Here is a 22,508-nt window from a genome sequence, read left to right as displayed (position 1 = left end):
ACCCTACTCACGACCTAGAGCAGGGCGGCGACCGACGGGAGGTACGCCGGACCGGCGGCGAGGAAGTCGCGCAGCCCGGCGGCCGGCACCACGACCACCTCGGATCCGCGGCCCGGGCGCACCTCGTCGGCCCGGACCGTCAGCCGTACGTCGAAGACGGCGTTGACGCAGCCGACCTCCAGGTGCACCAGCCCCCGCAGGCCGAGGACGCGCACCTCCGCCGCCTCCACCCCCAGCGCCCGCTCCACCCGCTGCGACATGAAGCCGAACAGGTCGTCGGCGGTCTCGAGGACGCGCTGCGCGGGCGAGGCCGTGCCGCCCACCAGCTGGAGCTCGACCCCGGTGACCTTGGGCGTGCGGAGCAGGAGGTAGTGGTCGTCGGTCGTGCGCACCAGGCCGTCCGCGACGAGTGTCCGGTCGTGGTGCTCGGGGCGGACCCGTGGGTCGCGGTGCAGCACCTTCATGGCCGAGTGCACGCGGTAGGGCTCCATCGCGAGCCCGAGCTCCAGCACTCCTTCGTGCTCGACCGTCGACTCCAGCCGGTACGCCGGCGCGTCGGTCAGCAGCAGCCCGCGAGCCGCCGCCTCGGCGAGCTGGTCGGCCCACACCCGCTCGAGGGCGAGCTCGATCCCGGGGTCGACCACGCGGCTCGACGTGCCCGCCTGCCGCAGGAGGACCTTGTCGCGCGGGAACGTCACGCGTCCGGCCGCACGTAGCGTCCGCGGCGGTGCAGCAGCGGCGCCTCGTCGTCGCCGACGGTGACCGCGTCGATGCGGCAGGTGAGCTCCAGCGACCAGCCGACCTCGCGGGTGTCGACGACGGTGACGCCGGCCCAGGTGTCGGCGGAGGCGAGGCGCGGTCCCCACTCGGTGTCCTCGAAGGGCGACATCCGGAAGGGGCCGCCCGGGGCGGGGGCGGTGCCGGCGAAGGCCTCGGCGAGGTCGCGGTCCGGCCACGAGAGCAGCTGCACGACGCCGCGTCCGGCGTCGACGAGGGACTCGGTGAGGTCGGCGTCCGGGTCGAGGAGCCCGAGCAGGTGGGCGGGCTCGCCTTGGGCGAGCATCAGCGAGGTGACGGTCAGCCCGGAGCGGTCGCGACCCGACCCGGTCGTCCACAGGCTCACCGCGCCGCCGAGCCGACCGCGCAGCCGGCGTACCGGGTCGGGGTCGGGGTCGGCGAAGGGGTGCGTGCTGTGGATGGTCACAGAGCGAGCCTAGGGCGGCGCACCGCGCCGACCCGTGACTACGCTTGTGCAGTGAAGACGAGGAATCGGGTCCTGGCGATCCTGGGCGTGCTGCTCGGCCTGAGTGCCCTGCTCGCGACCCCCGCCCACGCGGACGGCGAGGGCGACGGCCGCGTCGTGCGGGTCGGCACGGAGGGCACCTACCCGCCCTTCACGTTCGTCGACCCCAGCAACGAGGACCTCACCGGCTACGACATCGAGGTGATGGACGCCGTCGCGAAGGAGGCGGGCTGGAGCGAGCCGGACTACGTGCAGTCGACGTTCGACGCACTCTTCCCGGCGCTCGACGCGGGCCGGATCGACGTCATCGCCAACCAGGTGACGATCAACCCCGAGCGCGAGGCGCGCTACCTGTTCACCCGGCCCTACACCTACTCGCGCGGCGTGATCGTGACCGCGGCCGACACCGACGACATCACCAGCCTCGAGGACCTGAAGGGCCTCACCGCCGCGCAGTCGGAGACGAGCAACTGGGCCCAGGTCGCGCGCGACGCCGGGGCGAAGGTGCAGTCGGTCGAGGGCTTCGCGCAGGCCGCCGAGCTGCTCGTCCAGGGCCGCGTCGACGTGATCGTCAACGACAACATCGCGGTGCTCGACTACCTCGCCTCCACCGGCTCCGACGACATCAAGATCACCGGCAACGCCGGCGACGAGATCAGCCGGCAGGCGCTGGTGTTCCCCCAGTCCCAGCAGCAGCTGCGCGACCAGGCCGACCAGGCGCTGGAGCGGCTCGGAGCCGACGGCACGCTCGCCGACATCTCCGAGAAGTACTTCGGCGCCGACGTCTCGGTCGAGAACCCCGACGAGGTCGACGTCACCACCGACCGGGACCCGCGCTCGTGGGGCGAGGTCCTGCAGGACGTCGCGTGGCCGATGCTGCGCGGCGCCATCCTCGGCACGATCCCGCTGACCGCCATCAGCTTCGTGGCGGGTCTGCTGATCGGTCTGGCCGTGGCGCTGGCCCGGATGTCGCCGTCGCGGCTCCTGAGCGCGCCCGCGCGCTTCTACATCTCGCTGATCCGCGGCACGCCGCTGCTGGTGCAGCTGTTCATCTTCTTCTACGGCTTCCCGCAGGTCGGGCTGACGCTTCCCGGCTTCCTGGCCGCCTGCCTGGCGCTGAGCCTCAACGTCGGCGGGTACGCCGCCGAGATCATCCGCGCCTCGATCCTGTCGGTCCCGCGGGGCCAGCTCGAGGCCGCCACCACCATCGGCATGGAGCGCTGGCAGGCGATGCGCCGCATCGTGCTCCCCCAAGCCGCGCGGATCGCCGTGCCACCGCTGTCCAACTCGCTGCTGTCGCTGGTCAAGGACACCTCCCTGGTCTCCGTCGTGCTCGTGACCGACCTGTTCCGGGAGGCGCAGAACGCCGCCGCGTTCAGCCAGCAGTACCTGCCGCTCTACATGTTCGCGGCGCTCTACTACTGGGTCATCTGCTTCGCGCTGTCCGTCGGTCAGGGCAAGCTGGAGAAGCGACTGGGAAGGTACGCCGTATGAGCACGCCGCTGATCGAGGTCCACGGGCTCGCCAAGTCCTTCGGGGACACCCCCGTGCTGCGCGGGGTCGACTTCACCGCCGCCTCGGGCACCGCGACGGTGCTGCTGGGCCCGTCGGGCTCGGGCAAGACCACCGTGCTGCGCTCGATGAACGTGCTGGAGACCCCGGACGCCGGGCTGGTGCGCATCGGGGACGCCTCGGTGGACTTCGGCGAGCTGCCCGGCGACAAGGCCACGCGGCGCCGCGAGATCCGGGCGCTGCGCTCGCGCAGCGGCATGGTGTTCCAGTCCCACCACCTCTTCCCCCACAAGACCGTGCTCGGCAACCTCATCGAGGGCCCCGTGCAGGTGCAGGGGCGGCCGGAGGACGAGGCCGTGGCCGACGCCCGCCAGCTGCTCGAGCAGGTGGGACTCGCCGGCCGCGAGGACGCCCGCCCGGCGGACCTGTCCGGCGGCCAGCAGCAGCGCGTGGGCATCGCCCGCGCGCTGGCGCTCAAGCCGGACGTCGTGCTCCTCGACGAGCCGACCTCGGCCCTCGACCCCGAGCTCGTCGGCGAGGTCCTCGGCGTGGTGCGCGACCTCTCCCAGCAGGGCTGGACGATGGTGATCGTCACCCACGAGGTGCGCTTCGCGCGCGACGTCTGCGACCAGGTGCTGTTCCTCGACGGCGGGGTCGTGGCCGAGCGCGGCAGCGCCGAGGTGCTCACCGACCCGCAGCACGAGCGCACCCAGCAGTTCCTGCGACGGGTGCTCGAGGCGCGCTAGGCCCCTCGGGGCACCACGATCTCCCACTCGGTGCCGAAGGACCCGGTGGTGAGCTCGGCCGTGCCGCCCAGGTCGGCGACCCGTCCGCAGATCGACTCGCGCACGCCGAGGCGACCCTCGCTCGCCGCCGCGTCGAGCCGGCCCTCGGGGATGCCGGGGCCCTCGTCGCGCACCGACACCTCGACCCGGTCGGGGAACGCCTCGAGCAGCACCCACGCGGGCGCGTCGGGCCCGACGTGCACCGCCACGTTGTCCAGGCACGCGGACACGACCGCCCTCAGCTCGGCGACCACCGCGACGGGCAGCTCGACCGGCGTACCGGGAGCGGCGACGGTGACGTGGCCCCGCGCGCCGAGCTCGGCCAGCGCGGCGGCCAGGTCGGCGGTGGCGTCGGGGGCGGTGGAGGACACCGCGTCCTGCGAGCGGATGAGCGTGCGCAGCACCTGCTCCTGCTCCCCCGCCAGGCGGCCGAGGTCGGCGGCCTCGCCCCCCAGCTCGGTCCCTCGGCGCTGCACCAGCGCCAGCACCTGCAGCACGCCGTCGTGGACGGTGCGGGCCAGCCGGGCGCGCTCGGCCTCGGCCAGCGCGACCCGCTGGGCCTCGTCGCGCTCGCGCGCCATCAGCGTCAGCGACTGGCACAGGAAGCCCACGATCGGACCGCAGATCAGGAGCAGGAAGAGGTTGCCGTAGTTGCCCTGGGTGAGGTCGTCGCGCGCCAGCGCGTCGGTGAGGGCGACGCAGACCGAGGCGACCAGGCCGCCGCGCCACTGCAGCTGGATGGCCCAGGCGAAGATCGCGCACGCCACCCAGAAGCCCGGGATCGAGGCGTTGAACCACATGCCCTTGACGAAAGGCGTGGCGGCGAGCAGCCCCACGGCCACGGCGAGGTCGGCGCCCAGCAGCCAGTGGGTACGCCGGTCCGGGTCGGAGTAGGCCTTGACCGTGACGCCGGTCCACACCGCCATGACCACCCAGCACACCACCGCCCAGCGAGGGTGCTCGAAGCTGTCGGCGCGGTAGAGGTTGAGCCCGAGCGCGTTGACCAGCAGGACCACCCGCAGGATGCCCAGCGCCCGGAACAGCCGGTCCTCGACGTGGAGCGCGGGCCGGCTCCACAGCCGGAGCCTGAGCTGGGTCAGGACGCCTTCTTCTGCTCGTCGTCGTCCGAGGGCGTGATCGACTCCGTCTTCTCCTGGGCGTTGGCCCTGGCCTCGGCCTCGAGCCGCTTCGACTCCTCCTTGGCGCGCGAGGCGTAGAGGTCGACGTACTCCTGCCCGGAGAGGCGCATGATCTCGTACATGATCTCGTCGGTGATCGAGCGCAGGATGTAGCGGTCGTTCTCCATGCCGGCGTAGCGCGAGAAGTCGAGCGGCTTGCCGAAGCGCACCACCGGACGGGTGAACGACCCGAAGGTCTTGCCCGGGGGCGCCACCACGTCGGTGCCGACGACGGCCACGGGGATCACGGGCACGCCGGTCTCGAGCGCGAGCCGGGCGACGCCGGTCTTGCCGCGGTAGAGGCGGCCGTCGTGGGAGCGGGTGCCCTCGGGGTAGATGCCGAAGAGGTCGCCCTCACCGAGGATCCGCTTCGCCGACGACAGCGCGCCCTCGGCGGCCGACCCGCTGGCGCGGTCGATGGGGACCTGCCCCGCGCCGGAGAAGAACTGCTTCTGGAACCAGCCCTTGATGCCGGGGGTGGTGAAGTACTCCGCCTTGGCCACGAACGTCACGCGGCGCGACAGCGTGAGCGGCATGAACAGCCAGTCGGCGTAGGAGAGGTGGTTGCTGGCCAGGATCGCGGCGCCCTCCTCGGGCACGTGCTCGGCGCCCTCGACCTGGGGCCGGAACACCACGCGCAGCAGCGGACCCAGGGCGATCCACTTGAGGAACCAGTAGAACAACGAAGCACCTTCCTCATCGTCGAGCCCCGGCGGCAGCCCTGACTGCTCGCAGCGTAGTACCTGGGAGCGCCTCTCACCTACCACCGCCGTGGTGCATGATTCCCGCATGACGATCGACCCCCACGCGTCGCCCCTGACCGTCGCGGCGCGCCCCGAGCTGACGGGCGGTCGCCGCGTCGGCGTCCTGCTCAGCCACGGCTTCACCGGCCAGCCCGCCTCGATCAAGCCCTGGGGCGAGCACCTGGCCGCCCGGGGGTACGCCGTCTCGGTCCCGCGGCTGCCGGGTCACGGCACCAGCTGGCAGGAGTGCAACACCACCACCTGGGACGACTGGTACGCCGAGCTCACCCGCGCCTTCGAGGCCCTGAGCCGCGACAACGACGCGGTCGTCGTCGGCGGGCTGTCGATGGGCGGCGCGCTCACCCTGCGGCTGGCCGCCGACCACGCCGACCGGGTCTCCGGCCTCGTGCTCGTCAACCCGGCGGTGGCCAGCAAGCGGCTCGACGTCAAGCTGCTGCCGGTGCTCAAGCACCTGGTGCCGTCGTTCCCCGGTCTGGCCAACGACATCAAGAAGCCCGGTGCCGACGAGCACGGCTACGACCGCACCCCCCTCAAGGCCATCCACACGCTGATGCGCGCCTGGCCGCCGCTGGTCGCCGACCTGCCCAAGGTCACCTGCCCGATCCTGTACTTCCGCTCGTCGGTCGACCACGTCGTCGACGAGGCGTCGCAGCCGCTGATCACCAGCACCGTGTCCTCGCGCGACGTGACCGTCGTCCCGCTGACCGAGAGCTACCACGTCGCCACCCTCGACAACGACGCTCCGCAGATCTTCGAGGACTCCGCTGCGTTCGTGGCGCGCACCACCGCCGAGTAACCTCGAGACGTGCAGCGCGACAACGACGACGAGGCGTGGCGCGCGATCGTCGAGAACTTCGGGGAGCGGGCCGACCTCGACCCGGAGCCGCCTGCGGCCGAACCGGTCGCGGAGCCCCTCCCGGAGCCGCAGCAGGAGCCACAGCCGGGCCCCGAGGCCGCCGGTGCCGCCGGCTGGGACGAGGGCTACCCCGACGCCGACTGGACGACCGACCGGTTCGTCCCGCCTCCCCCGCCACCGCTGCCCACGACCAGCCCCGACCGCACGGTCGCCTGGGTCGGCCTCTTCGGCGGCCCCGCCATCCTGCTCGTGTGCCTGGTGCTCGGCGTCGAACTGCCCGCCCTGGTCGCCTACCTGCTGGTGGCGGCGTTCGTCGGCGGCTTCCTCTACCTCGTCGTGCAGATGCCCCGGGGACCCCGCGACCCCGACGACGACGGCGCCGTCGTCTAGCGTCCGGCCTCAGCCGGTGCGTGCGAGGTGGGCGGCGCCCACCATGCCGGCGGCGGGACCGCAGGCGGCGACGAGCAGCGGCGGCAGGTCGCGGTGGCCCGCCCCGACCAGGTGGCGCTCGAGCGCGACCCGCGTGGGACTCAGCAGCAGCTCCCCCGCGTCCACGACGCCGCCCCCGATGACCAGCGCGGCCGGGTCGAAGGAGCCCACGAGCCCGGCCAGGCCGATGCCGAACCAGTCGCCGACCGAGGTGATCGCCTGGATCGCCACCGGGTCGCCGGCGTGGGCGGCCGCGGTGACCGCCTGCCCGTCCTCGTAGGCGTCGCCGGCCAGGCGCAGCAATGCGTTGCCGCTGGCGTACTCCTCGAGGCAGCCGCGCATCCCGCACTCGCAGACGCGGCCGTCGGGCACCACACGCACGTGGCCGAACTCCCCCGCCATGCCGTTGGCGCCGCGCCACAGGCTGCCGCGGTGGATGATGGCGCCGCCGATGCCGGTGCCGATGGTCACCAGCAGGAAGTCGGAGTGCGAGAGACCTCGCCCGAAGGCCAGCTCCGCGATGGCGGCGCACGAGACGTCGTTGTCGAGCAGCACCGGCACGCCCCAGCGGGCCGTCAGCCGCGCCGCGGTGTCGTCCTCCTGCCAGGGCAGGTGCGTGGAGAAGCGCACCCGACCGCGGGCCACGTCGACGAGGCCCGCGACGGAGAGGCCCACGGACGTCAGCGGGCGGCCGTCGGCGACCTCCTCGACGGCCTCGGTGACGGCGTCGTCCAGCTCGCGCGGGTCGGCCAGTCGTCCGGGAGTACGCCGCCGGGCGGTGCGCAGGACGCGCCCCTCGGTCGAGACCTCGCCCGCCAGCACCTTGGTGCCGCCGATGTCGACCCCGACGTGCAGGGGGCTCACCGACGAGCCAGGTCGGCGGCGCCGATCACGCCGGCCTTGTTGCCCAGGGTCGCCAGCCGGATCTCGGCGGTCGGGTGGTGCCCGAAGCCGCTGAGGTGGGACTCGAAGGCGGCGCGCATCGGGTCCAGCAGCAGGTCGCCGGCCTCGCTGACGCCGCCGCCGATGACGACCGCCGCCGGGTCGAGGACGGCCGCGAGCGAGGCGATCCCGCCGCCGAGCCACTGCGCGAGCGCGGCGAGCAGGTCGATCGCGAACGGGTCGCCGTCCTGGGCGGCCTCGGTGATCAGCGGGCCGGTGATCGCGTCGGGGTGGCCGCCGGCGCGCGCCAGCAGCGGCGCCACCTGCTCCGAGCCGCCCCCGGCCGCGACCCGGGCGTCGCGCACGAGCGCCGAGCCGCTGCCGTACTGCTCGAGGCAGCCGCGCTTGCCGCAGCCGCACAGGTGCCCGTCGGGCACGACCCGCAGGTGGCCGATCTCGGCGGCGACCCCGTAGGCGCCGCGGTAGAGCTCGCCGTTGAGCACCAGCCCGCCGCCGACGCCGGTGCCGACGGTGACCATCAGCTGGTCGTCGACGTCCTCGCCGGCGCCGAAGGCGAACTCGCCCCAGGCGGCGGCGTTGGCGTCGTTCTCGATGATGACCGGCAGGTCGATGTGCTCCTGCAGCTCGGCGCGCAGGTCGAGGTCGCGCATCGCGAGGTTGGGGGCGAAGAGCACCCGCGCGCGGGAGGCGTCGACGTAGCCGGCGAAGCCGATGCCCACGCTCTCGACCTCGTGGCGGGTGCGCAGGTCGGCGACCAGGCTGGCGATGGCCGCCTCGATGGCCTCGCGGTCGGTCGCGGGCGACTCGACCCGCGACTCCTCGAGGATCATCCCCTTGGCGTCGACCACGGCACCCGCGATCTTGGTGCCTCCGACATCGATGCCGCACGTCAGGCTCATGACTCTCCCTCCGACCCGAGGTCGTCGTCCAGGTCGATCCGCTCGACCTGCTGGGCACGCCCCGAGGCGTCGGGTGGGACCGGGGTGGCGAGGAGGCCGGCGGCCGCCTGCACCAGGGCGGAGGCGGCGGTCGCCAGGTGGGCGCGCACCTCCGGGCTCGTCTGCCGTACGGCGTGCACGGCGCGGCACACCGGGCAGTAGGTGCACTCGGCCGCGCCGGTGGCGACGTGGTCGTCGAGGTCCTTCACGGCCGCGGCCGCGTGGTCGGCGAGACCGCCGAGGCCCTGACCGAGGTCGACGCCGTGCTCGGTGGCCCAGCCGGCGAGCGCGCCGAACAGCTTGGCCGCCTCGTCGCCGACGCTGCCGACGGGCTCGTCGGTGCCGCCGGGGCGGTCCTGGGGGTCGTTCACGTCACCTTCTCCGTTGCGTCCTCGTGCGCCGGGTCCGCGAACCGGACCCGGAGCTCACCCTCGTCCACGCGGGCTCCGACGACGCGCAGTCGCGCGAGTCCCGCGGGGAGGGTGAGAAGGCGACGATACGACCCCACGGTCACGACGAGCTCGTCGCCGTTCCTGGCGAGACCGACCTCCGCGCGGGTGACGAAGGGCAGCGAGAGGTGCAGCACGGCGCCCGAGCCGGTGCGCTCGACGCGGAACGGGCCGCTCCCGGTGGGCACGGCCAACGGGTCGGCGCCGGCGTAGACCTCGGCGGCGAGCGTGCGGAGGGCGTCGACGCCGACCGGCTCCGAGGGCCGGTACTCCGAGCGCCACACGGGCAGGCCGGCGAACGACTGGTCGACCTCGGCGAGCACGGCGTCCTGGGCCACGACCCAGCCGGCGCGCCAGTCGTCGGCGCCCTCGGCGGGGAAGACCCGGTTGGCCACGACGCCGTCCACGCGGTAGCCGAAGAGCGACAGGCTGGTGTAGGAGCGGCGCGCCTCGGCCAGCACGACCGCCTCCGGCGTCAGCACCAGCCGCACGCTCGCGTCCGGCCCCGACAGCAGGGTGTGGACCTCGTCGAGCTCGGCGTGCAGGCGCTCGACGGCGTCGAACAGCCCGTCACCGGGCATCGGCACCCCGGCCGCGCGGGTGAGCACCGGCTTGAACGCCTTGACGACGCGACGCTGGGTGGGCAGCACCCGCTGCATGTACCAGCCGAGCGCCTCCGGCAGCGCCAGCAGCCGCAACGTCTCCGCGGTCGGCGCGCAGTCGACGACGACCACGTCCCACTCCCCCGAGAGCGCGTGCAGCCGCAGCTCGAGCAGCGCCAGCACCTCCTCGGCCCCGGGGATGACCGTCAGCTCCTCGGCGGCCACCGGGTCGACGCCGGCCACGTCGAGCACGCTGAGCAGGTAGCCCTGGATCTCGGCCCACGACTGCTCGAAGCGCAGCTGCGCGTCGACCTGCTGCACGAACAGCCGGTCGGCCACCTCGGTGGGCTCCGCGCCCACGGGCGCGCCGAACGCGTCGGCCAGCGAGTGGGCGGCGTCGGTCGACAGCACGAGCGTGCGCCGACCGGCTGCCGCGGACAGGGCGGCGGTTCCGGCCGCGACCGTGGACTTGCCGACGCCGCCCTTGCCGGTGAAGAGGAGGATGCGCACGAGTCAGCGGGACTCGACGCGCTTCTTCAACCCCTTGAGGGCGGTGTCGATGAGGATCTTCTCGCCCTTGCGCTTGAGCATGCCGATCAGCGGGATGCTCACGTCGAGGGCGAGGCGGTAGGTCACCTCGGTCGAGCCGCCCAGGTCGCGCAGGACGTAGGCGCCGTCGAGGGAGCGGAGCATCTTGCCCTCGACGAGGGTCCAGGTGACCTCGCGGTCACCGTCCCACTCGTAGGCGAGGGTGTACTCGTCCTTGATCGGCGAGACGTCCAGCTTGAAGAAGACCTGCTCGGCCCGCCCGTCCTGCTCCGGGCCGAACGTCGAGACGACGTCGGCGACGGTGACGCCCTTGGCCCACTCGGGGTAGGCCTCGAAGTCGGCGATCACGCTCATCACGTCCGCGGGAGGCGCGTCGACGACGATCGAGGAGGTGGTCTGTTCGGCCATCGTGGAACCCCTTGCTGGCGCCCGGGAGCGTGGGTGGATCGGAACCGCGATGCTACCGGATGGACGACCCTCCTCCCCTCGGCGGTAACCTGCCCGCAACGCCCCCATGGCGAGCCTGAGGAGAGAAAAGTGCGGGAGTTCTCCACGCCCCTGACGATCGAGATCCCGACGACGGGCAACCTGACCGACGACGTCGTGACCAGCGCCCACGAGGCGCCGGACGCCGTGGTCTTCAGCCGGCCCGGCGAGTCCGGGTGGGCCGACGTCACGGCGGCGCAGTTCCTGAGCGAGGTCAGCGCGGTCGCCAAGGGCCTCGTCGCCTCCGGGATCGAGCCGGGCGACCGGGTCGCGCTGATCTCGAAGACCCGCTACGAGTGGACGCTGCTCGACTACGCGATCTGGTTCGCCGGCGCCGTCACCGTGCCGATCTACGAGACCTCCGCCGCCGACCAGGTGGCCTGGATCCTGCAGGACTCCCGGGCCAAGGCCGTCGTCGCCGAGACGCCCGCCCACCTGGCCCGCATCGCCGAGGTGCGGGCGGGCCTCGACGACCTCAACCACGTGTGGTCGATCGCCGACAACGCCGTCACCGTCCTGGGCCGGCTCGGCCAGGACGTCGCCGACGACGAGCTGGAGAAGCGCCGCTCCGCGGCCACGCCGCTCGACCTGGCGACCCTGATCTACACGTCCGGGACGACCGGCCGCCCCAAGGGCTGCATGCTCACCCACGGCAACTTCATGTTCGAGCTGGGCGTGGCCACCGACGAGCTCGACGACCTGTTCGGCGGCGACTCCTCGACCCTGCTCTTCCTGCCGCTGGCCCACGTGTTCGCGCGGATCATCCAGGTCGGAGCCGTCAAGCGACGCACCCGGCTGGGTCACAGCGCCGACATCAAGAACCTCGTCGAGGACCTGCAGGAGTTCCGCCCGACGTTCATCCTCGCGGTCCCCCGCGTCTTCGAGAAGGTGTTCAACACCGCCTCGCAGAAGGCCACCGCCGACGGCAAGGGCTCGATCTTCGCCCGCGCCGCCGAGACGGCGATCGCCCACTCGCGCGGCCTCGACTCCGCGAAGGGCAAGGCGTCGCTGGCCGTCCGCGCCCAGCACGCCCTCTTCGACCGCCTCGTCTACGGCAAGCTCCGCGACGCCCTGGGCGGCAACTGCGTCTACGCCGTCTCCGGCGGCGCCCCGCTCGGCGACCGGCTCGGCCACTTCTACCGCGGCATCGGGCTCAACGTCCTGGAGGGCTACGGGCTCACCGAGACCACCGGCGCCCTCACCGTCAACGTGCCCGGTGCCACCAAGATCGGCACCGTCGGTCGCCCCATCCCCGGCACGTCGGTGCGCGTCGCTGACGACGGCGAGCTGCTGTTCCGCGGCGGCCAGGTCTTCGCCGGCTACTGGGACAACGAGGAGGCCACGGCCGAGGCGCTCGAGCGCGACGGCTGGTTCCACACCGGCGACGTCGGCGAGGTCGACGACGAGGGCTTCGTGCGCATCACCGGTCGCAAGAAGGAGATCCTCGTGACCGCCGGCGGCAAGAACGTCGCGCCGGCGCCGCTCGAGGACCGCATCCGCGCCCACCTGCTGGTCAGCCAGTGCATGGTCGTCGGCGACCGGCAGCCGTTCATCGGCGCGCTGGTCACGATCGACCCCGAGTCGTTCCCGGCGTGGGCCGAGGCGCACGGCAAGACCGGCACCATCGCCCAGCACGTCGACGACCCGGACCTGCGCGCGGAGGTCGAGGCCGCCGTCGAGGACGCCAACAAGTCGGTCTCCAAGGCGGAGTCGATCCGCAAGTTCGTGATCCTGCCCGGCGACTGGACCGAGGAGGGCGGACAGCTCACCCCGAGCCTCAAGCTCAAGCGCAACGTCGTCCTGCGCGAGTGCAAGGACGAGATCGCGGCGCTCTACCTGTCCTAGTCCCGGTCGTCGGGCTGGGCCTCGGCGAGCTCCGCCATGCGCCGCGCCAGGGCGACGCGGGTCAGGGCGGTGGGGTGGCTGCCGAACCAGAACTGGCTCCACGCGGGCGGGCTCGGGTCGTTGAGCGAGCGCAGCCCCAGCTGGGTCTGCATCTCGACGAACGCGTCGGGGTTCTGGGTGGTGCGCAGGGCCTCCACGTCGGCGCGGGTCTCGATCTGGCGGCTGATGGTGTTGCTCACCGGGCTGCTCGCCAGCGACGCGATCGCGACCAGGGCCAGGACCACCGGCACGACGGCCGGGTCGCCGACGCCGGGGCCGCCCCGCCGGCGTACGCGGGCGAGGACCAGCGAGAGCAGGCCGGCCGCGAGGAGGCCGCCGGAGGCGCCCAGCAGCGACCCGATGACCACGTCGCCGTGGCGGGCGTGCGCCAGCTCGTGGGCGACCACCGACAGCGTCTCGTCCTGGGGCAGGTCCTCGACCAAGTTGTCGTAGACCACGACCCGTCGGGTGCCGCCGAAGCCGGAGACGTAGGCGTTCAGCGTCGTCGTACGGCGTGAGGCGTCGGCGACCAGCACGTCGTCGACGGCGACGTCCTCCTCGTCGGCCAGCTGCATGATCGCGGTGCGCAGGCTCCCGTCGGGCAGCGGCTCGAAGCGGTTGAACAGCGGCTCCACCACGAGCGGGTAGACGAAGGACCCCAGCAGCACGAGGACGGCGAGCCCGGCGCCGGCGACCGCGGGCCAGGCCCGCTGCCAACGACGCACGCAGGCCAGGACCGCCAGCAGCCCGAGCGAGGTCAGGACGATCGTGAGCAGCTCGTTCTTGGCCAGGTCGACGGCCCAGGCCCCCCAGGCCTGCTCGGTGAGGCCGTAGTCGAGGCGCTCGCGGCGCAGCATCACCGCGAACGGCAGGGTCACGACGCGCCGCACCAGCTCGACGAGGGCGACCGCGAGCGGCACCTGCACCCACCACCGCCCCGGGAGCCGGGAGAAGAGCGCGCGGCCGCGCCGGCTGAAGCCGAGCCAGCACGCCACGAGGAGCGAGACCACGAGGGAGCTCCAGCTCCAGATCCGCGCCTGGCGCGAGAAGTCCTCGGCGCGGTCGAGCTGCTCGGGGGTGAAGACGGACCCGGGGTCGGCGGCCCGGAGGTCGCCTCCCGGGACCGGGTGCCACGGGACGAGCCACACGGCGAGGGCCACGAAGGCGACGAGTCCCACGAGGGTCGTCACGAGGGCGACGCGGCGGTCGGGGACGGTCACGCCGCCAAGTCTGACAGGCGGGTCCGCCACGCCCGGACCAGCTGCGCCTCGCTCCAGCCGAACGACGAGCGGAGCACGTCGGCGAGGGGCTGTCCCTCGCGCACGGCGGCGTACAGGTCGACGAGCGCGTCCTCGCCGCGGCGCTCGACCAGGACGCGGCAGGCGATCCAGGCCGACTCGTAGGCGGCGCCGGCGTGCCCGGTCGAGGCGTCGAACTCCACCGCGCCGGGCAGCGCCCGCGGCGGCCCGTCGGCGCGCACCTGCTCGATGACCTGCGCCGCGGCCCGGGCGTCGGGGATGCGGACGTCGCGCAGGGAGACGTAGTCGGCGAAGCCCTCGACGAGCCACTGGGGCATCTGCCGGCTCGTGGTCGCGTCGGTCGCGACGTGCGTCGCCTCGTGGCTCATGACGACCTGGGCCCCGAGCGGGCGCAGGCGGTCGAACTCCGCGGGGTTGAGGAACACGTGCACCGGGACGCCCGGCGCGCTGGTGGCGTCCGGCGACGCGGTCACGGCGGCCACCCCGGCGTAGGCACCGGCGTCGGCGTCCAGGACCCGGTCGAGCTCCCCGGGGCCGGCCGGCACCTCGATCACGAGCGGACCGTCCCAGGACGGCAGCACGCGTCCCACGACCGGCAGCGCGTCGCGACCCCGCGCGAGGTAGCCGCGGGCGGCGGCGTCCTGCGCGGCGCCGGTGCCGGCGACGAGCACCAGCACGTCGGGGGTGCGCCGTACGGTCGCCGGGCCGGCGAGCCACACCGGCGCGACCCCCGTCGCGCCGCCGACCGCGACGATCCCGGCGTCCTCGCCGGCGAAGCGCACGAGCACCTCCGCGCGGGCCGAGGTGCGGTCGAAGCCGGCGAAGCGCCAGGTGGCGTCGACCGCGGCGGTCCAGGTGTCCTCCTCGGTGCCGCCGGCGACGTCGAGGAAGCGCAGCGAGAAGTCGCGCACGCGCAGCGCGCGGGCGTTGCCGACCAGGCTCCGCAGCAGGGCGGCGGCGGCCCGGTCACCCTCGGGCGCGGCGTCGGCCGCCAGCGCCGGGTCTCCGGACCCGACCGCCTGCTCGAGCAGCCGCAGGGACCGGGCGGCCTCCGCGGGCCGTGCGAGGGCGGGTCCGGCGGAGGGCGGCGGGACGACGTAGGTGTCGTCGTCGAGGACCGACCAGGTCAGGATGCCGACGCCCACCAGCAGGAACAGCGAGAGGCCGACCACCCACAGTCGTGGACGGCCGGCCTCGTTGCTGGGGCGGTCAGCCAGGGCGGACCGCGCCGACGTAGGGCATCTCGTGCAGGTTGGAGACCTTCACGCCCGCGCCGGGGTTGGCGGCGTGCACGATCAGGCCGTTGCCGATGTACATGCCGACGTGGCTGATCGGGCTGTAGTAGAAGACCAGGTCACCGGCCTGCAGGTCGCTCTCGGCGACCCGGGCACCCGAGCTGTACTGCGCGCTCGAGGAGTGCGGCAGGCCGACACCGGCCTGCGCCCAGGCCATCATCGTGAGGCCGGAGCAGTCGAAGGCGTTGGGGCCCGCGGCGCCGTAGACGTAGGAGTCGCCGACCTGAGCCATGGCGTACTGGACGGCGGCAGCGGCGCGACCGGAGGCCGGCACGTCGGAGGGGACGGTCGTCCCGCCGCGCGACAGGATCTCGGCGCGCTCCTCGTCCTTGAGGCGGCCCAGCAGCGACTCGGCCTCCTCGAGCTTGTCGTCGATCGTGGTCTTCTCGTCCTTGAGACGCGACTCCACGGAGCTGACCTGCTTGACCCGGCGAGCCGTCGCGGCCTCGCGGATGTCGAGCGCCTCGACCTCGTCGGCGTAGTCGCCGAGCAGCGCGTCCTGGTGGTCCTGGTAGGACGACATGGTCGTGAGCTGGGAGAGGAAGGCGCCGGGGTCGTCGGAGACGATGACCTCGCCGACGGCCGAGATGCCCTGGCCCTGGTACTGGCTGACCATCGCGTCGGCGACCTGCTCGCGCACCTTGCCCAGCGCTTCGTCCTGACGCTCCTGGTCGGCGCGCAGCGAGGCCACGTCACCCTGGAGCGCCTCGAGCTCGATCTTGGCGTCGTTGTAGCGCTCCGAGGCCTGCTCGGCCTCGTGGTACAGGCGGTCGACGCGCGCCTGCACGGTGTCGATGTCGGGGTCGGCGTAGGCCGTGGTGGAGGGGATGAGCCCGATCGTGGCGGCCAGGGCCAGCCCGGTCAGGGCAGTGATGAGTCGCTTCCGCACGTGCGGGCGGTCTCCCTTGGGTGTCGTACGCCTACCGGGTGAGCTGACGGATTCGGGCACGACGCGCCCTACCCCCGCTCCTCGCCGCACCTGCGCGCGACGCCTTGCGAGGGATTCACCCCAGAAGAGTTGGTTCCCCGGCTCCCGGAGCCTCCCGAAGAGGCTCCGAAACTCGACGCAGCACCCGCGCGGACCTGGTGGCCCACTTCCACGGGTGCTTGAAGGGACGAGGTTAGTCCTCCCACCGGCCCACGCCAACTCCCGGCGCCGGCTTTTTCCCCGGTGTCGGACGGCTCACGCCGACTCGACCTCGGGACCCGACACCGGCTGCACCAGGCGCAGCGGCGGCACCAGTCCCCCGGCCGCGAGCACGTCCAGCGCGCGGCACTCGTCGTCGTCGAAGGTGAGCTCCGGCGGCGGCCCCAGGAGCACGGTCACCACGCAGTCGTGGCAGGCCAGCCCGCGCACCACGCAGGTGTCGCAGTCGATTCTCGTCGTCATGCGATCAGGCTGACAGTCGCCACCGACAGGGGTCCCGCCGAGCGGGACTGAGTGTCGGCAGTTCGAGTGCAAGCCCGGCATGTCCACGCTCAGCGGGGCGGGGGTGGAGACGAACTGCCGACGCTGAGTGTCGGTAGACGCACCACCAGTCACACCAGCCCCAGGAGCCTCGCCCGAGGGTGCCGCGCTTGCGCGGGCGGCGCGGCGAAGCCGTGTCGCCCCGTGCGCCGTCAAGCCGGTCGAGAGAGGCTCCGGGTCAAGGACGCCCGAAGGGCGCCGCGAAGCGGGCGAAGCTCCTTGACGCGGAGACGCGACCGGCTAAGCGCGCGGCACCCGAGCTCGGCCCGAGGAAGCTGCCAGAGGTGCAGGGGTCTCGACGGACGCTCGTCGCTGGCGCTCCTCGCTGCTCGACCACCGGTGGGGTGGTTTCGAGGCTCGCTGCGCTCGCACCTCAACCACCGAAGTGGTGTCAGGTGGGGTCGGAGGCGAGGTCGGCGTCGGTGCGCGCGACGGTCTCGATGGCGTCGCTGCGACCGCACCAGCGGCACGAGACGGCCTCCACGTCCTCGCCGAGGACCTCGACGCTCTCGACCCGGTGCTCGCCGGCGAGGTCGTAGTGCCAGAACTCCTGGGTACGACGGGTGCGCGTCACGTCGAAGCGCGTCAGGTTGCCGCAGCCGCCGCAGCGCCAGCGGTGGGACTGGTCGGGAAGGGCGGGTGTCGAGCTCACGGCACCACCCTATGCGCACCCGGGCACCGGCCCGCGCCGCGCGCCGCCCGTGGGATGTCGGCGCCTCGTCCTACGGTCGGAGCATGAGCCAGGCCGCCCCTCCCGCACCCCCGGCCACTGATCCAGCAGGTGCCCGGTGGGAGTCCCAGCGCAGCTTCGACGAGCTCGGCCGGGCCCTGCGCGACGTCACCTTCTGCGTGGTCGACCTGGAGACCACCGGCGGCTCCCCGGCGGCCGGCTCGATGATCACCGAGATCGGTGCGGTCAAGGTGCGCGGCGGCGAGGTGCTGGGCGAGTTCCAGACGCTGGTCTACCCCGAGACCCCGATCCCGGCGTTCATCGCGGTCCTCACCGGCATCAGCAACTCCATGGTCGCCGACGCCCCACCGATCGCGTCCGCGCTGCCGGCGTTCCTCGAGTTCGCCGCGGGCACGGTCCTGGTGGCCCACAACGCGCCGTTCGACGTGGGCTTCCTGCGCCACTTCGCCGAGCTGCAGGGCCGGCCCTGGCCGGCGTTCGAGGTGGTCGACACGGCCAAGCTGGCGCGCCGGGTGATCACCCGCGACGACGCCCCCAACTGCAAGCTGTCCTCGCTCGCGCGGGTCTTCCAGAGCACGACCACCCCCAACCACCGCGCGCTGTCCGACGCCCGCGCGACGGTCGACGTGCTCCACGGGCTGATGGAGCGCGTCGGGGCGCTGGGCGTGCACACCCTCGAGGAGCTGCAGACGTTCTCCTCGCGGGTCTCGGCCGCGCAGCGCCGCAAGCGCCACCTCGCCGACGGGCTGCCGCACTCCCCCGGCGTCTACCTCTTCAAGGACGAGTCGTCCCGGGTCCTCTACATCGGCACCTCGCGCGACCTGCGCAAGCGCGTCCGCTCCTACTTCACGGCCTCCGAGACCCGCTCCCGCATGGGCGAGATGGTGCGGCTGGCGGCCACCGTGCAGGCCATCGAGTGCGCCACCCCGCTCGAGGCGGAGGTCCGCGAGCTGCGCCTGATCGCCGAGCACAAGCCGAGCTACAACCGCCGCTCCCGCTTCCCCGAGAAGGTCACCTTCATCAAGCTCACCCGGGAGCCGTGGCCGCGGCTGTCGCTGGTCAAGCGGGTGCTCGACGACGACGCCGACTACCTCGGCCCCTTCGCCAGCCGCGCGGCCGCCGAGAAGTGCCTCGCCGCGCTCCACGACACCTTCCCGGTGCGCCAGTGCTCCGACCGCTTCGGCCGCACGCCGTCGCGCTCCGCGTGCGTGCTGGCCGAGCTCGGCCGCTGCCTGTCCCCCTGCGACGGCAGCGTCGACCACCACACCTACGCCGCCGTCGTGCGCCAGCTGCGCGAGACCCTGCTCCGCCGCCCCGACGAGGTCGTCGAGCTCGTCAACGAGCGCATGGCGGCGCTGGCCGCCGACGAGCGCTACGAGGAGGCCGGCGTCCACCGCGACCGGCTGGCCTCCTTCGTGCGCGCCGCGGCGCGCACCCAGCGGCTGAGCTCCCTCACCCGCTGTGCCGAGGTCGTCGCCGCGCGCCGCGAGGACGACGGGCGCTGGGCGGTCCACGTCGTGCGCTACGGCCGGCTCGCGGCCGCCGGCGTGATCCCGCCGGGCGCCGACGCCGTGGCCTACGTCGAGGTCCTGCGCGCCTCGGCCGAGACCGTCCTGCCCGCGCCCGGGCCGGTGCCCGCGGCGACGGCCCAGGAGACCGAGCGGCTGCTGCGGTGGCTGGAGTCGCCCACGGTGCGGCTGGTCGACGTCGACGGCGAGTGGACCTGTCCGGTCCAGGGCGCCGGCCGTCACCTCGACGGGCCCCTGGGCGCCCCCAAGGACTCCGGGCACCACCTCGAGTCCCGTTAGAGTCGCGCCCATGATCACCGCCATCGTCTTCGTGAAGGCCGACGTCGCCCGGATCCCCGAGGTGGCCGAGGCCATCGCCGCCCTCGAGGGGGTCAGCGAGGTCTACTCCGTCACCGGGCAGATCGACCTCATCGCGCTGGTGCGGGTCCGCAACCACGACGACGTCGCCGCCGTCATCGCCGATCGCCTCAACAAGGTGCCCGGCGTCTCCGAGACCGAGACCCACATCGCGTTCCGCTCCTACTCCCGCCACGACCTCGAGTCCGCGTTCTCGCTGGGTCTCGACTAGATGGGCCCCGACTAGATGGACTGGCTCGGGGACCACTGGCTCGACGTCCTCGGCTGGGGCGGCAGCGCGCTGCTCGTCCTCTCGCTCCTGCAGACGCGGGTGCTGCGCTTCCGAGCGCTCAACCTCGTGGCCTGCCTGATCCTGGTGGGCTTCAACGCGTTCGTCGGGGTCTGGCCGATGGTCGGCATGAACGTCGTGCTGGCCGCGATCAACGTGTGGTTCCTGGTCCGGCTCTCGCGCGAGCGCCACGACGACGAGGTCTTCGAGGTGGTGCGGGTCCGCCTCGACGACGCCTACTTCCGCCACGTCCTGCGCACCCACGAGCAGGACATCCGCGCCTTCCAGCCCGACTTCGGCACCCGTCCCGACGAGGGCCAGCTCGCCTTCGTCGTCGTCAAGGGCGACGAGACCGTCGGGGTGGTGCTGCTGCGCGCCGACCGTGACGTCGCGCGCGTCGAGCTCGACTACGTCACGCCCCGCTACCGGGACTTCTCCCCCGGCGAGTTCGTGTGGCGGCGCAGCGGCGTCCTCCGCGACCTCGGGCTGCGACGCGTCACCACCTCACCGCGGATGCGCGGTGCCTACTACGAGCACGTCGGCTTCCGCCGCGACGGCGAGGAGTTCGTCCTCGACCTCTGAGCCGCGGAGGTCACTGCGCGGTGGCGGCGACCCAGCGCTCGAGCGTGGCCTGGGCGGCACCGGAGTCGATCGCCTGGATCGCCCGCTCGATGCCGGCCGGCAGGGCGTCCTCGACCGAGGCGCCCGGGTCGGCGTGCACTGCCAGGGCCGCCCCGGCGTTGAGCACGACCGCGTCGCGCACCGGCCCCGGCTCGGCCGCGAGCATGCGCCGTACGACGTCGGCGTTGTGGGCCGCGTCGCCGCCGCGCAGGTCCGCGGTGGTGGCCGGCGCGAGACCGAGCGCGGCCGGGTCGACGGTCGCCGTCGTGACCTCGCCGTCGTGGACGTGCCACACCGAGGAGGTGGTCGTGGTGGTGAGCTCGTCCAGGCCGTCGTCGCCACGGACCACCCAGGCGTCGGCGCCGCGGCGCGCGAAGACGCCCGCCATGACCGGCGCCATGCGCGCGTCGGCGCATCCGATCGCCTGGGCGTCGGGGCGGGCCGGGTTGGCGAGCGGTCCGAGGATGTTGAACGTCGTGGCGATGCCGAGCTCGCGCCGGGGCACCGCGGTGTGCCGCATGGCCGGGTTGAACGCCGCCGCGAAGCAGAAGGTGATGCCCGCCTGCTCCGCGACGCCGGCGACCCGGTCGGAGGGCAGGTCCAGCCGGATGCCGAGCGCCTCGAGCACGTCGGCGCTGCCGGACTGCGAGGACGCCGACCGGCTGCCGTGCTTGACGACCTTGGCGCCCGCGCCGGCCGCGACGATCGCCGCCATCGTGGAGATGTTGACCGACATCGAGCGGTCGCCGCCGGTGCCGACGACGTCGAGCAGGCGCCCGGGCACCGAGATCGGCGTCCGGCGGGCGTACATCGCCTCGACCAGGCCGGTGACCTCGTCGATCGTCTCGCCCTTGGCGCGCAGCGCCACCGCGAAGCCGGCGATCTGGGCCGGGGTTGCCTCGCCGGAGAGGATCTCGCCCATCGCCCAGGTGGTCTGCTCCGCGGTGAGGTCGGAGCCCGCGACGAGGGCGCTGAGGACGTCGGGCCAGGTCACGCCTGGGCGGGGACGCGTGCCCGCAGCAGCGCGACCACGGACTCGGCGAGCTGGATCGGGTCGATCGGGTGCGGGACCGCCGCCTCCGCGCGCGACCACGTCGCCAGCCAGGCGTCCTGGGGGCGGCCGATGAGCACGAGCACCGGCGGGCACTGGTAGATCTCGTCCTTGAGCTGCTTGGCGATGCCCATGCCGCCGGCGGGGACGGCCTCGCCGTCGAGGATGACCAGGTCGATCGTCCCGGAGTCCATGTTCTGGATGACGACCGGCTCGGTGGCCACCTCGACGTAGGTCAGCTCGGGCAGGTCGGGGTGCGGCCGTCGCCCCAAGGCGAGGATCACCTGCTCGCGCGTGGTGACGTCGTCGCTGTAGACCAGGACCTTGAGCTTGCGGTTCGTCGAGTCGCTCACGCGCCAGATGCTACCGCTCGGGGTCGGTCCCGCCCCCGGTAGGCGCGGCGGCGCGCTCGCGGGCCTCCTCCAGGTCGAGGCGACGGTCCTCTCGGCGGGCCTCGGAGAACGACGAGCGGACCCACTGCGCGAAGAGCACGGCGAAGAACGACAGGCCCACCAGGTCGCCGGCGCCCCAGAGGATCCCGCCGGCCAGACGCTGGTCGTCGTAGGGGTCGGGCAGCCACGCGCCCATCGGCCCGTCGGCCAGCGACGGGTACCAGTCGCCGCCCAGCAGCGTGTCCTGGCCCATGATCGTGACGCCGAGGAAGGCGTGGAAGGGCAGCGTCATCATCGTGAGCAGGACGCGGAACGGGTAGCCCACCCGGCCCGGCAGCGGGTCGACGCCCATGAGCGGCCAGAAGAAGAGGCTGCCGACGAGCACCAGGTGCACGTGCATCATCTCGTGCACGAAGACCGACTCCAGCGAGGCGTCGTACCAGCCGGTGAAGTAGAGCGCCCAGGGCGACACGACGTACAGGCCGAACGCCAGCGGCGGGAAGGCCAGGACCTTGGCGACCCGGGAGTGCAGTGCGGCGAGCAGCCAGCGGCGCGGCGCCTTCGGCAGGGTGCGCAGCGCCAGGGTCACCGGGGCCGAGAGCGCCAGGGCCAGCGGCACCACCATCGAGAGCACCATGTGCTGGACCATGTGCAGGCTCAGCAGCGTCGTGTCGTACGCCGCCAGGCCCGACGAGGTCGCGACGTAGAAGGCCCCGATCCCGACGCCGAACGCGATCGTGCGGCCCACCGGCCAGCGGTCCCCGCGCCGTCGCAGCGCACGCAGCCCGAGGACGTAGAGCCCCACCGCCCAGACCGTCAGGACCAGCGGGAGCGGCGCCAGGGACCACTGCGTGAAGAACGCCCCGAAGGAGGGTTCGGGCAGGCTCTCGGCGGCGGTCAGAGCGGCGATCAGGGGTGGTCCGGGCACAGTGTGAACTTTATGACCCCGTCAGTGAGGGGGTCGGGTCGCCCTCGGCTCCGGGGACGGACATAATGAGG

The 22,508-nt window shown here is 73.2% G+C and carries 25 protein-coding genes and 1 riboswitch; of the genes, 8 read left to right on the top strand and 17 right to left on the bottom strand.

Annotated features, from left to right (window positions below; all coding sequences use genetic code 11):
• Positions 1-14 precede the first annotated feature (14 nt).
• Together IRQ30_RS16185 and IRQ30_RS16180 are read right to left on the bottom strand one after the other, a co-directional pair.
• Positions 15-698, bottom strand: coding sequence for a hypothetical protein (locus IRQ30_RS16185; protein ID WP_193614015.1), 684 nt, complete (start codon positions 696-698; stop codon positions 15-17).
• On the bottom strand, positions 695-1,204 hold the full coding sequence (locus IRQ30_RS16180) for a flavin reductase (RefSeq protein ID WP_193614014.1): 510 nt from the start codon (positions 1,202-1,204) through the stop codon (positions 695-697). Before IRQ30_RS16180 ends, IRQ30_RS16185 begins: the two co-directional genes overlap by 4 nt.
• A gap of 51 nt (positions 1,205-1,255) precedes the next feature.
• Here IRQ30_RS16180 and IRQ30_RS16175 point away from each other — a divergent pair, with 51 nt between their 5' ends.
• Both IRQ30_RS16175 and IRQ30_RS16170 read left to right on the top strand, forming a co-directional pair.
• A complete protein-coding gene (locus tag IRQ30_RS16175) occupies positions 1,256-2,737 on the top strand; it encodes an ABC transporter permease subunit (RefSeq protein ID WP_193614013.1) in 1,482 nt (493 codons plus the stop codon).
• The gene (locus IRQ30_RS16170) at positions 2,734-3,501 is read left to right on the top strand and encodes an amino acid ABC transporter ATP-binding protein (RefSeq protein ID WP_227467690.1); all 768 of its coding nucleotides are present in this window, start codon (positions 2,734-2,736) and stop codon (positions 3,499-3,501) included. Before IRQ30_RS16175 ends, IRQ30_RS16170 begins: the two co-directional genes overlap by 4 nt.
• On the opposite strand, the gene macS is transcribed toward IRQ30_RS16170, so the two are convergent.
• The gene (gene macS / locus IRQ30_RS16165) at positions 3,498-4,556 is read right to left on the bottom strand and encodes a MacS family sensor histidine kinase (RefSeq protein ID WP_420827610.1); all 1,059 of its coding nucleotides are present in this window, start codon (positions 4,554-4,556) and stop codon (positions 3,498-3,500) included. The genes IRQ30_RS16170 and macS overlap by 4 nt on opposite strands.
• Positions 4,557-4,636: 80 nt before the next feature.
• A complete protein-coding gene (locus IRQ30_RS16160; RefSeq protein WP_193614012.1) occupies positions 4,637-5,401 on the bottom strand; it encodes a lysophospholipid acyltransferase family protein in 765 nt (254 codons plus the stop codon).
• Positions 5,402-5,507: 106 nt separating this feature from the next.
• On the opposite strand from IRQ30_RS16160, the gene IRQ30_RS16155 reads away from it, so the two are divergent.
• Together IRQ30_RS16155 and IRQ30_RS16150 are read left to right on the top strand one after the other, a co-directional pair.
• Positions 5,508-6,278, top strand: a complete 771-nt coding sequence (locus IRQ30_RS16155) for an alpha/beta hydrolase (protein ID WP_193609323.1) — start codon at positions 5,508-5,510, stop codon at positions 6,276-6,278.
• A gap of 9 nt (positions 6,279-6,287) precedes the next feature.
• A complete protein-coding gene (locus tag IRQ30_RS16150; protein WP_193614011.1) occupies positions 6,288-6,728 on the top strand; it encodes a hypothetical protein in 441 nt (146 codons plus the stop codon).
• A 9-nt stretch (positions 6,729-6,737) separates the two neighbouring features.
• On the opposite strand, the gene IRQ30_RS16145 is transcribed toward IRQ30_RS16150, so the two are convergent.
• Genes IRQ30_RS16145 through IRQ30_RS16125 form a run of 5 tightly spaced genes read right to left on the bottom strand, consistent with a single transcriptional unit; the run spans position 6,738 to position 10,616 of the window.
• On the bottom strand, positions 6,738-7,631 hold the full coding sequence (locus IRQ30_RS16145; protein ID WP_193614010.1) for an ROK family protein: 894 nt from the start codon (positions 7,629-7,631) through the stop codon (positions 6,738-6,740).
• A complete protein-coding gene (locus tag IRQ30_RS16140; RefSeq protein WP_193609326.1) occupies positions 7,628-8,569 on the bottom strand; it encodes an ROK family glucokinase in 942 nt (313 codons plus the stop codon). The genes IRQ30_RS16145 and IRQ30_RS16140 overlap by 4 nt, the downstream gene beginning before the upstream one ends.
• The gene (locus IRQ30_RS16135; protein WP_193614009.1) at positions 8,566-8,979 is read right to left on the bottom strand and encodes a hypothetical protein; all 414 of its coding nucleotides are present in this window, start codon (positions 8,977-8,979) and stop codon (positions 8,566-8,568) included. The genes IRQ30_RS16140 and IRQ30_RS16135 overlap by 4 nt, the downstream gene beginning before the upstream one ends.
• Positions 8,976-10,169, bottom strand: a complete 1,194-nt coding sequence (locus IRQ30_RS16130) for a TRC40/GET3/ArsA family transport-energizing ATPase (RefSeq protein ID WP_193614008.1) — start codon at positions 10,167-10,169, stop codon at positions 8,976-8,978. Before IRQ30_RS16130 ends, IRQ30_RS16135 begins: the two co-directional genes overlap by 4 nt.
• Positions 10,170-10,172: 3 nt before the next feature.
• Positions 10,173-10,616, bottom strand: coding sequence for an SRPBCC family protein (locus IRQ30_RS16125; RefSeq protein ID WP_193609329.1), 444 nt, complete (start codon positions 10,614-10,616; stop codon positions 10,173-10,175).
• A 129-nt stretch (positions 10,617-10,745) separates the two neighbouring features.
• Here IRQ30_RS16125 and IRQ30_RS16120 point away from each other — a divergent pair, with 129 nt between their 5' ends.
• Entirely contained in the window at positions 10,746-12,539 is a 1,794-nt protein-coding gene (locus tag IRQ30_RS16120) for an AMP-binding protein (protein ID WP_193609330.1), read from the top strand.
• Here the strand turns inward: IRQ30_RS16120 and IRQ30_RS16115 are convergent.
• The 5 genes from IRQ30_RS16115 to IRQ30_RS16095 all read right to left on the bottom strand — a co-directional run bounded on the left by IRQ30_RS16115 (position 12,536) and on the right by IRQ30_RS16095 (position 17,252).
• Positions 12,536-13,798: a M48 family metalloprotease gene (locus IRQ30_RS16115; RefSeq protein ID WP_193614007.1), complete on the bottom strand. Its 1,263-nt coding sequence runs from the start codon at positions 13,796-13,798 to the stop codon at positions 12,536-12,538. The two genes, IRQ30_RS16120 and IRQ30_RS16115, sit on opposite strands and share 4 nt — an antisense overlap.
• The gene (locus IRQ30_RS16110; RefSeq protein WP_193614006.1) at positions 13,795-15,009 is read right to left on the bottom strand and encodes a hypothetical protein; all 1,215 of its coding nucleotides are present in this window, start codon (positions 15,007-15,009) and stop codon (positions 13,795-13,797) included. The genes IRQ30_RS16115 and IRQ30_RS16110 overlap by 4 nt, the downstream gene beginning before the upstream one ends.
• Before the next feature lie 37 nt (positions 15,010-15,046).
• A complete protein-coding gene (locus tag IRQ30_RS16105) occupies positions 15,047-16,021 on the bottom strand; it encodes a C40 family peptidase (protein ID WP_338087913.1) in 975 nt (324 codons plus the stop codon).
• Between the two features lie 13 nt (positions 16,022-16,034).
• Positions 16,035-16,196: riboswitch (cyclic di-AMP (ydaO/yuaA leader) on the bottom strand.
• Between the two features lie 119 nt (positions 16,197-16,315).
• A complete protein-coding gene (locus tag IRQ30_RS16100; protein ID WP_193609334.1) occupies positions 16,316-16,522 on the bottom strand; it encodes a hypothetical protein in 207 nt (68 codons plus the stop codon).
• A 469-nt stretch (positions 16,523-16,991) separates the two neighbouring features.
• Complete coding sequence (locus tag IRQ30_RS16095; RefSeq protein ID WP_193609335.1) at positions 16,992-17,252, bottom strand: hypothetical protein; 261 nt, start codon at positions 17,250-17,252, stop codon at positions 16,992-16,994.
• 83 nt (positions 17,253-17,335) lie between these two features.
• Between IRQ30_RS16095 and IRQ30_RS16090 the strand changes: the two genes are divergently transcribed.
• Genes IRQ30_RS16090 through IRQ30_RS16080 form a run of 3 tightly spaced genes read left to right on the top strand, consistent with a single transcriptional unit; the run spans position 17,336 to position 20,027 of the window.
• Positions 17,336-19,099 (top strand): DEDD exonuclease domain-containing protein, encoded by a 1,764-nt coding sequence (locus IRQ30_RS16090; RefSeq protein WP_193614005.1) that lies wholly within the window; start codon positions 17,336-17,338, stop codon positions 19,097-19,099.
• 10 nt (positions 19,100-19,109) lie between these two features.
• Complete coding sequence (locus IRQ30_RS16085) at positions 19,110-19,388, top strand: Lrp/AsnC family transcriptional regulator (protein WP_134738727.1); 279 nt, start codon at positions 19,110-19,112, stop codon at positions 19,386-19,388.
• Between the two features lie 15 nt (positions 19,389-19,403).
• Positions 19,404-20,027 carry a YgjV family protein gene (locus IRQ30_RS16080; RefSeq protein ID WP_193614004.1) on the top strand — a complete coding sequence of 208 codons (624 nt, stop codon included), beginning with the start codon at positions 19,404-19,406 and terminating at the stop codon, positions 20,025-20,027.
• Between the two features lie 10 nt (positions 20,028-20,037).
• On the opposite strand, the gene trpD is transcribed toward IRQ30_RS16080, so the two are convergent.
• From trpD to IRQ30_RS16070, 3 genes are read right to left on the bottom strand one after another with little or no spacing between them, the layout of a single operon-like run.
• Positions 20,038-21,060, bottom strand: a complete 1,023-nt coding sequence (gene trpD / locus IRQ30_RS16075; protein WP_338089749.1) for an anthranilate phosphoribosyltransferase — start codon at positions 21,058-21,060, stop codon at positions 20,038-20,040.
• Positions 21,057-21,470, bottom strand: a complete 414-nt coding sequence (locus IRQ30_RS23505; protein ID WP_338089748.1) for an Rv3143 family two-component system response regulator — start codon at positions 21,468-21,470, stop codon at positions 21,057-21,059. Before IRQ30_RS23505 ends, trpD begins: the two co-directional genes overlap by 4 nt.
• 10 nt (positions 21,471-21,480) lie before the next feature.
• The gene (locus IRQ30_RS16070) at positions 21,481-22,437 is read right to left on the bottom strand and encodes a cytochrome c oxidase assembly protein (protein WP_338089747.1); all 957 of its coding nucleotides are present in this window, start codon (positions 22,435-22,437) and stop codon (positions 21,481-21,483) included.
• Positions 22,438-22,508: the final 71 nt, after the last annotated feature.

It is taken from the genome of Nocardioides lijunqiniae (assembly GCF_015024225.1).
Lineage (GTDB): Bacteria > Actinomycetota > Actinomycetes > Propionibacteriales > Nocardioidaceae > Nocardioides > Nocardioides lijunqiniae.
The sequence above is the reverse complement of the archived record's forward strand: the minus strand, read 5'-3'. Positions and strand labels throughout refer to the sequence as shown.

What these genes read in the sequence shown, in the direction of transcription:
- IRQ30_RS16085 (WP_134738727.1), top strand. Translation starts at nt 19,110, where the DNA reads ATGATCACCGCCATCGTCTTCGTGAAGGCCGACGTCGCCCGGATCCCC.
- IRQ30_RS16140 (WP_193609326.1), bottom strand. Translation starts at nt 8,569, where the DNA reads ATGAGCCTGACGTGCGGCATCGATGTCGGAGGCACCAAGATCGCGGGT.
- IRQ30_RS16100 (WP_193609334.1), bottom strand. Translation starts at nt 16,522, where the DNA reads ATGACGACGAGAATCGACTGCGACACCTGCGTGGTGCGCGGGCTGGCC.
- IRQ30_RS16170 (WP_227467690.1), top strand. Translation starts at nt 2,734, where the DNA reads ATGAGCACGCCGCTGATCGAGGTCCACGGGCTCGCCAAGTCCTTCGGG.
- IRQ30_RS16080 (WP_193614004.1), top strand. Translation starts at nt 19,404, where the DNA reads ATGGACTGGCTCGGGGACCACTGGCTCGACGTCCTCGGCTGGGGCGGC.
- IRQ30_RS16090 (WP_193614005.1), top strand. Translation starts at nt 17,336, where the DNA reads ATGAGCCAGGCCGCCCCTCCCGCACCCCCGGCCACTGATCCAGCAGGT.
- IRQ30_RS16155 (WP_193609323.1), top strand. Translation starts at nt 5,508, where the DNA reads ATGACGATCGACCCCCACGCGTCGCCCCTGACCGTCGCGGCGCGCCCC.
- IRQ30_RS16125 (WP_193609329.1), bottom strand. Translation starts at nt 10,616, where the DNA reads ATGGCCGAACAGACCACCTCCTCGATCGTCGTCGACGCGCCTCCCGCG.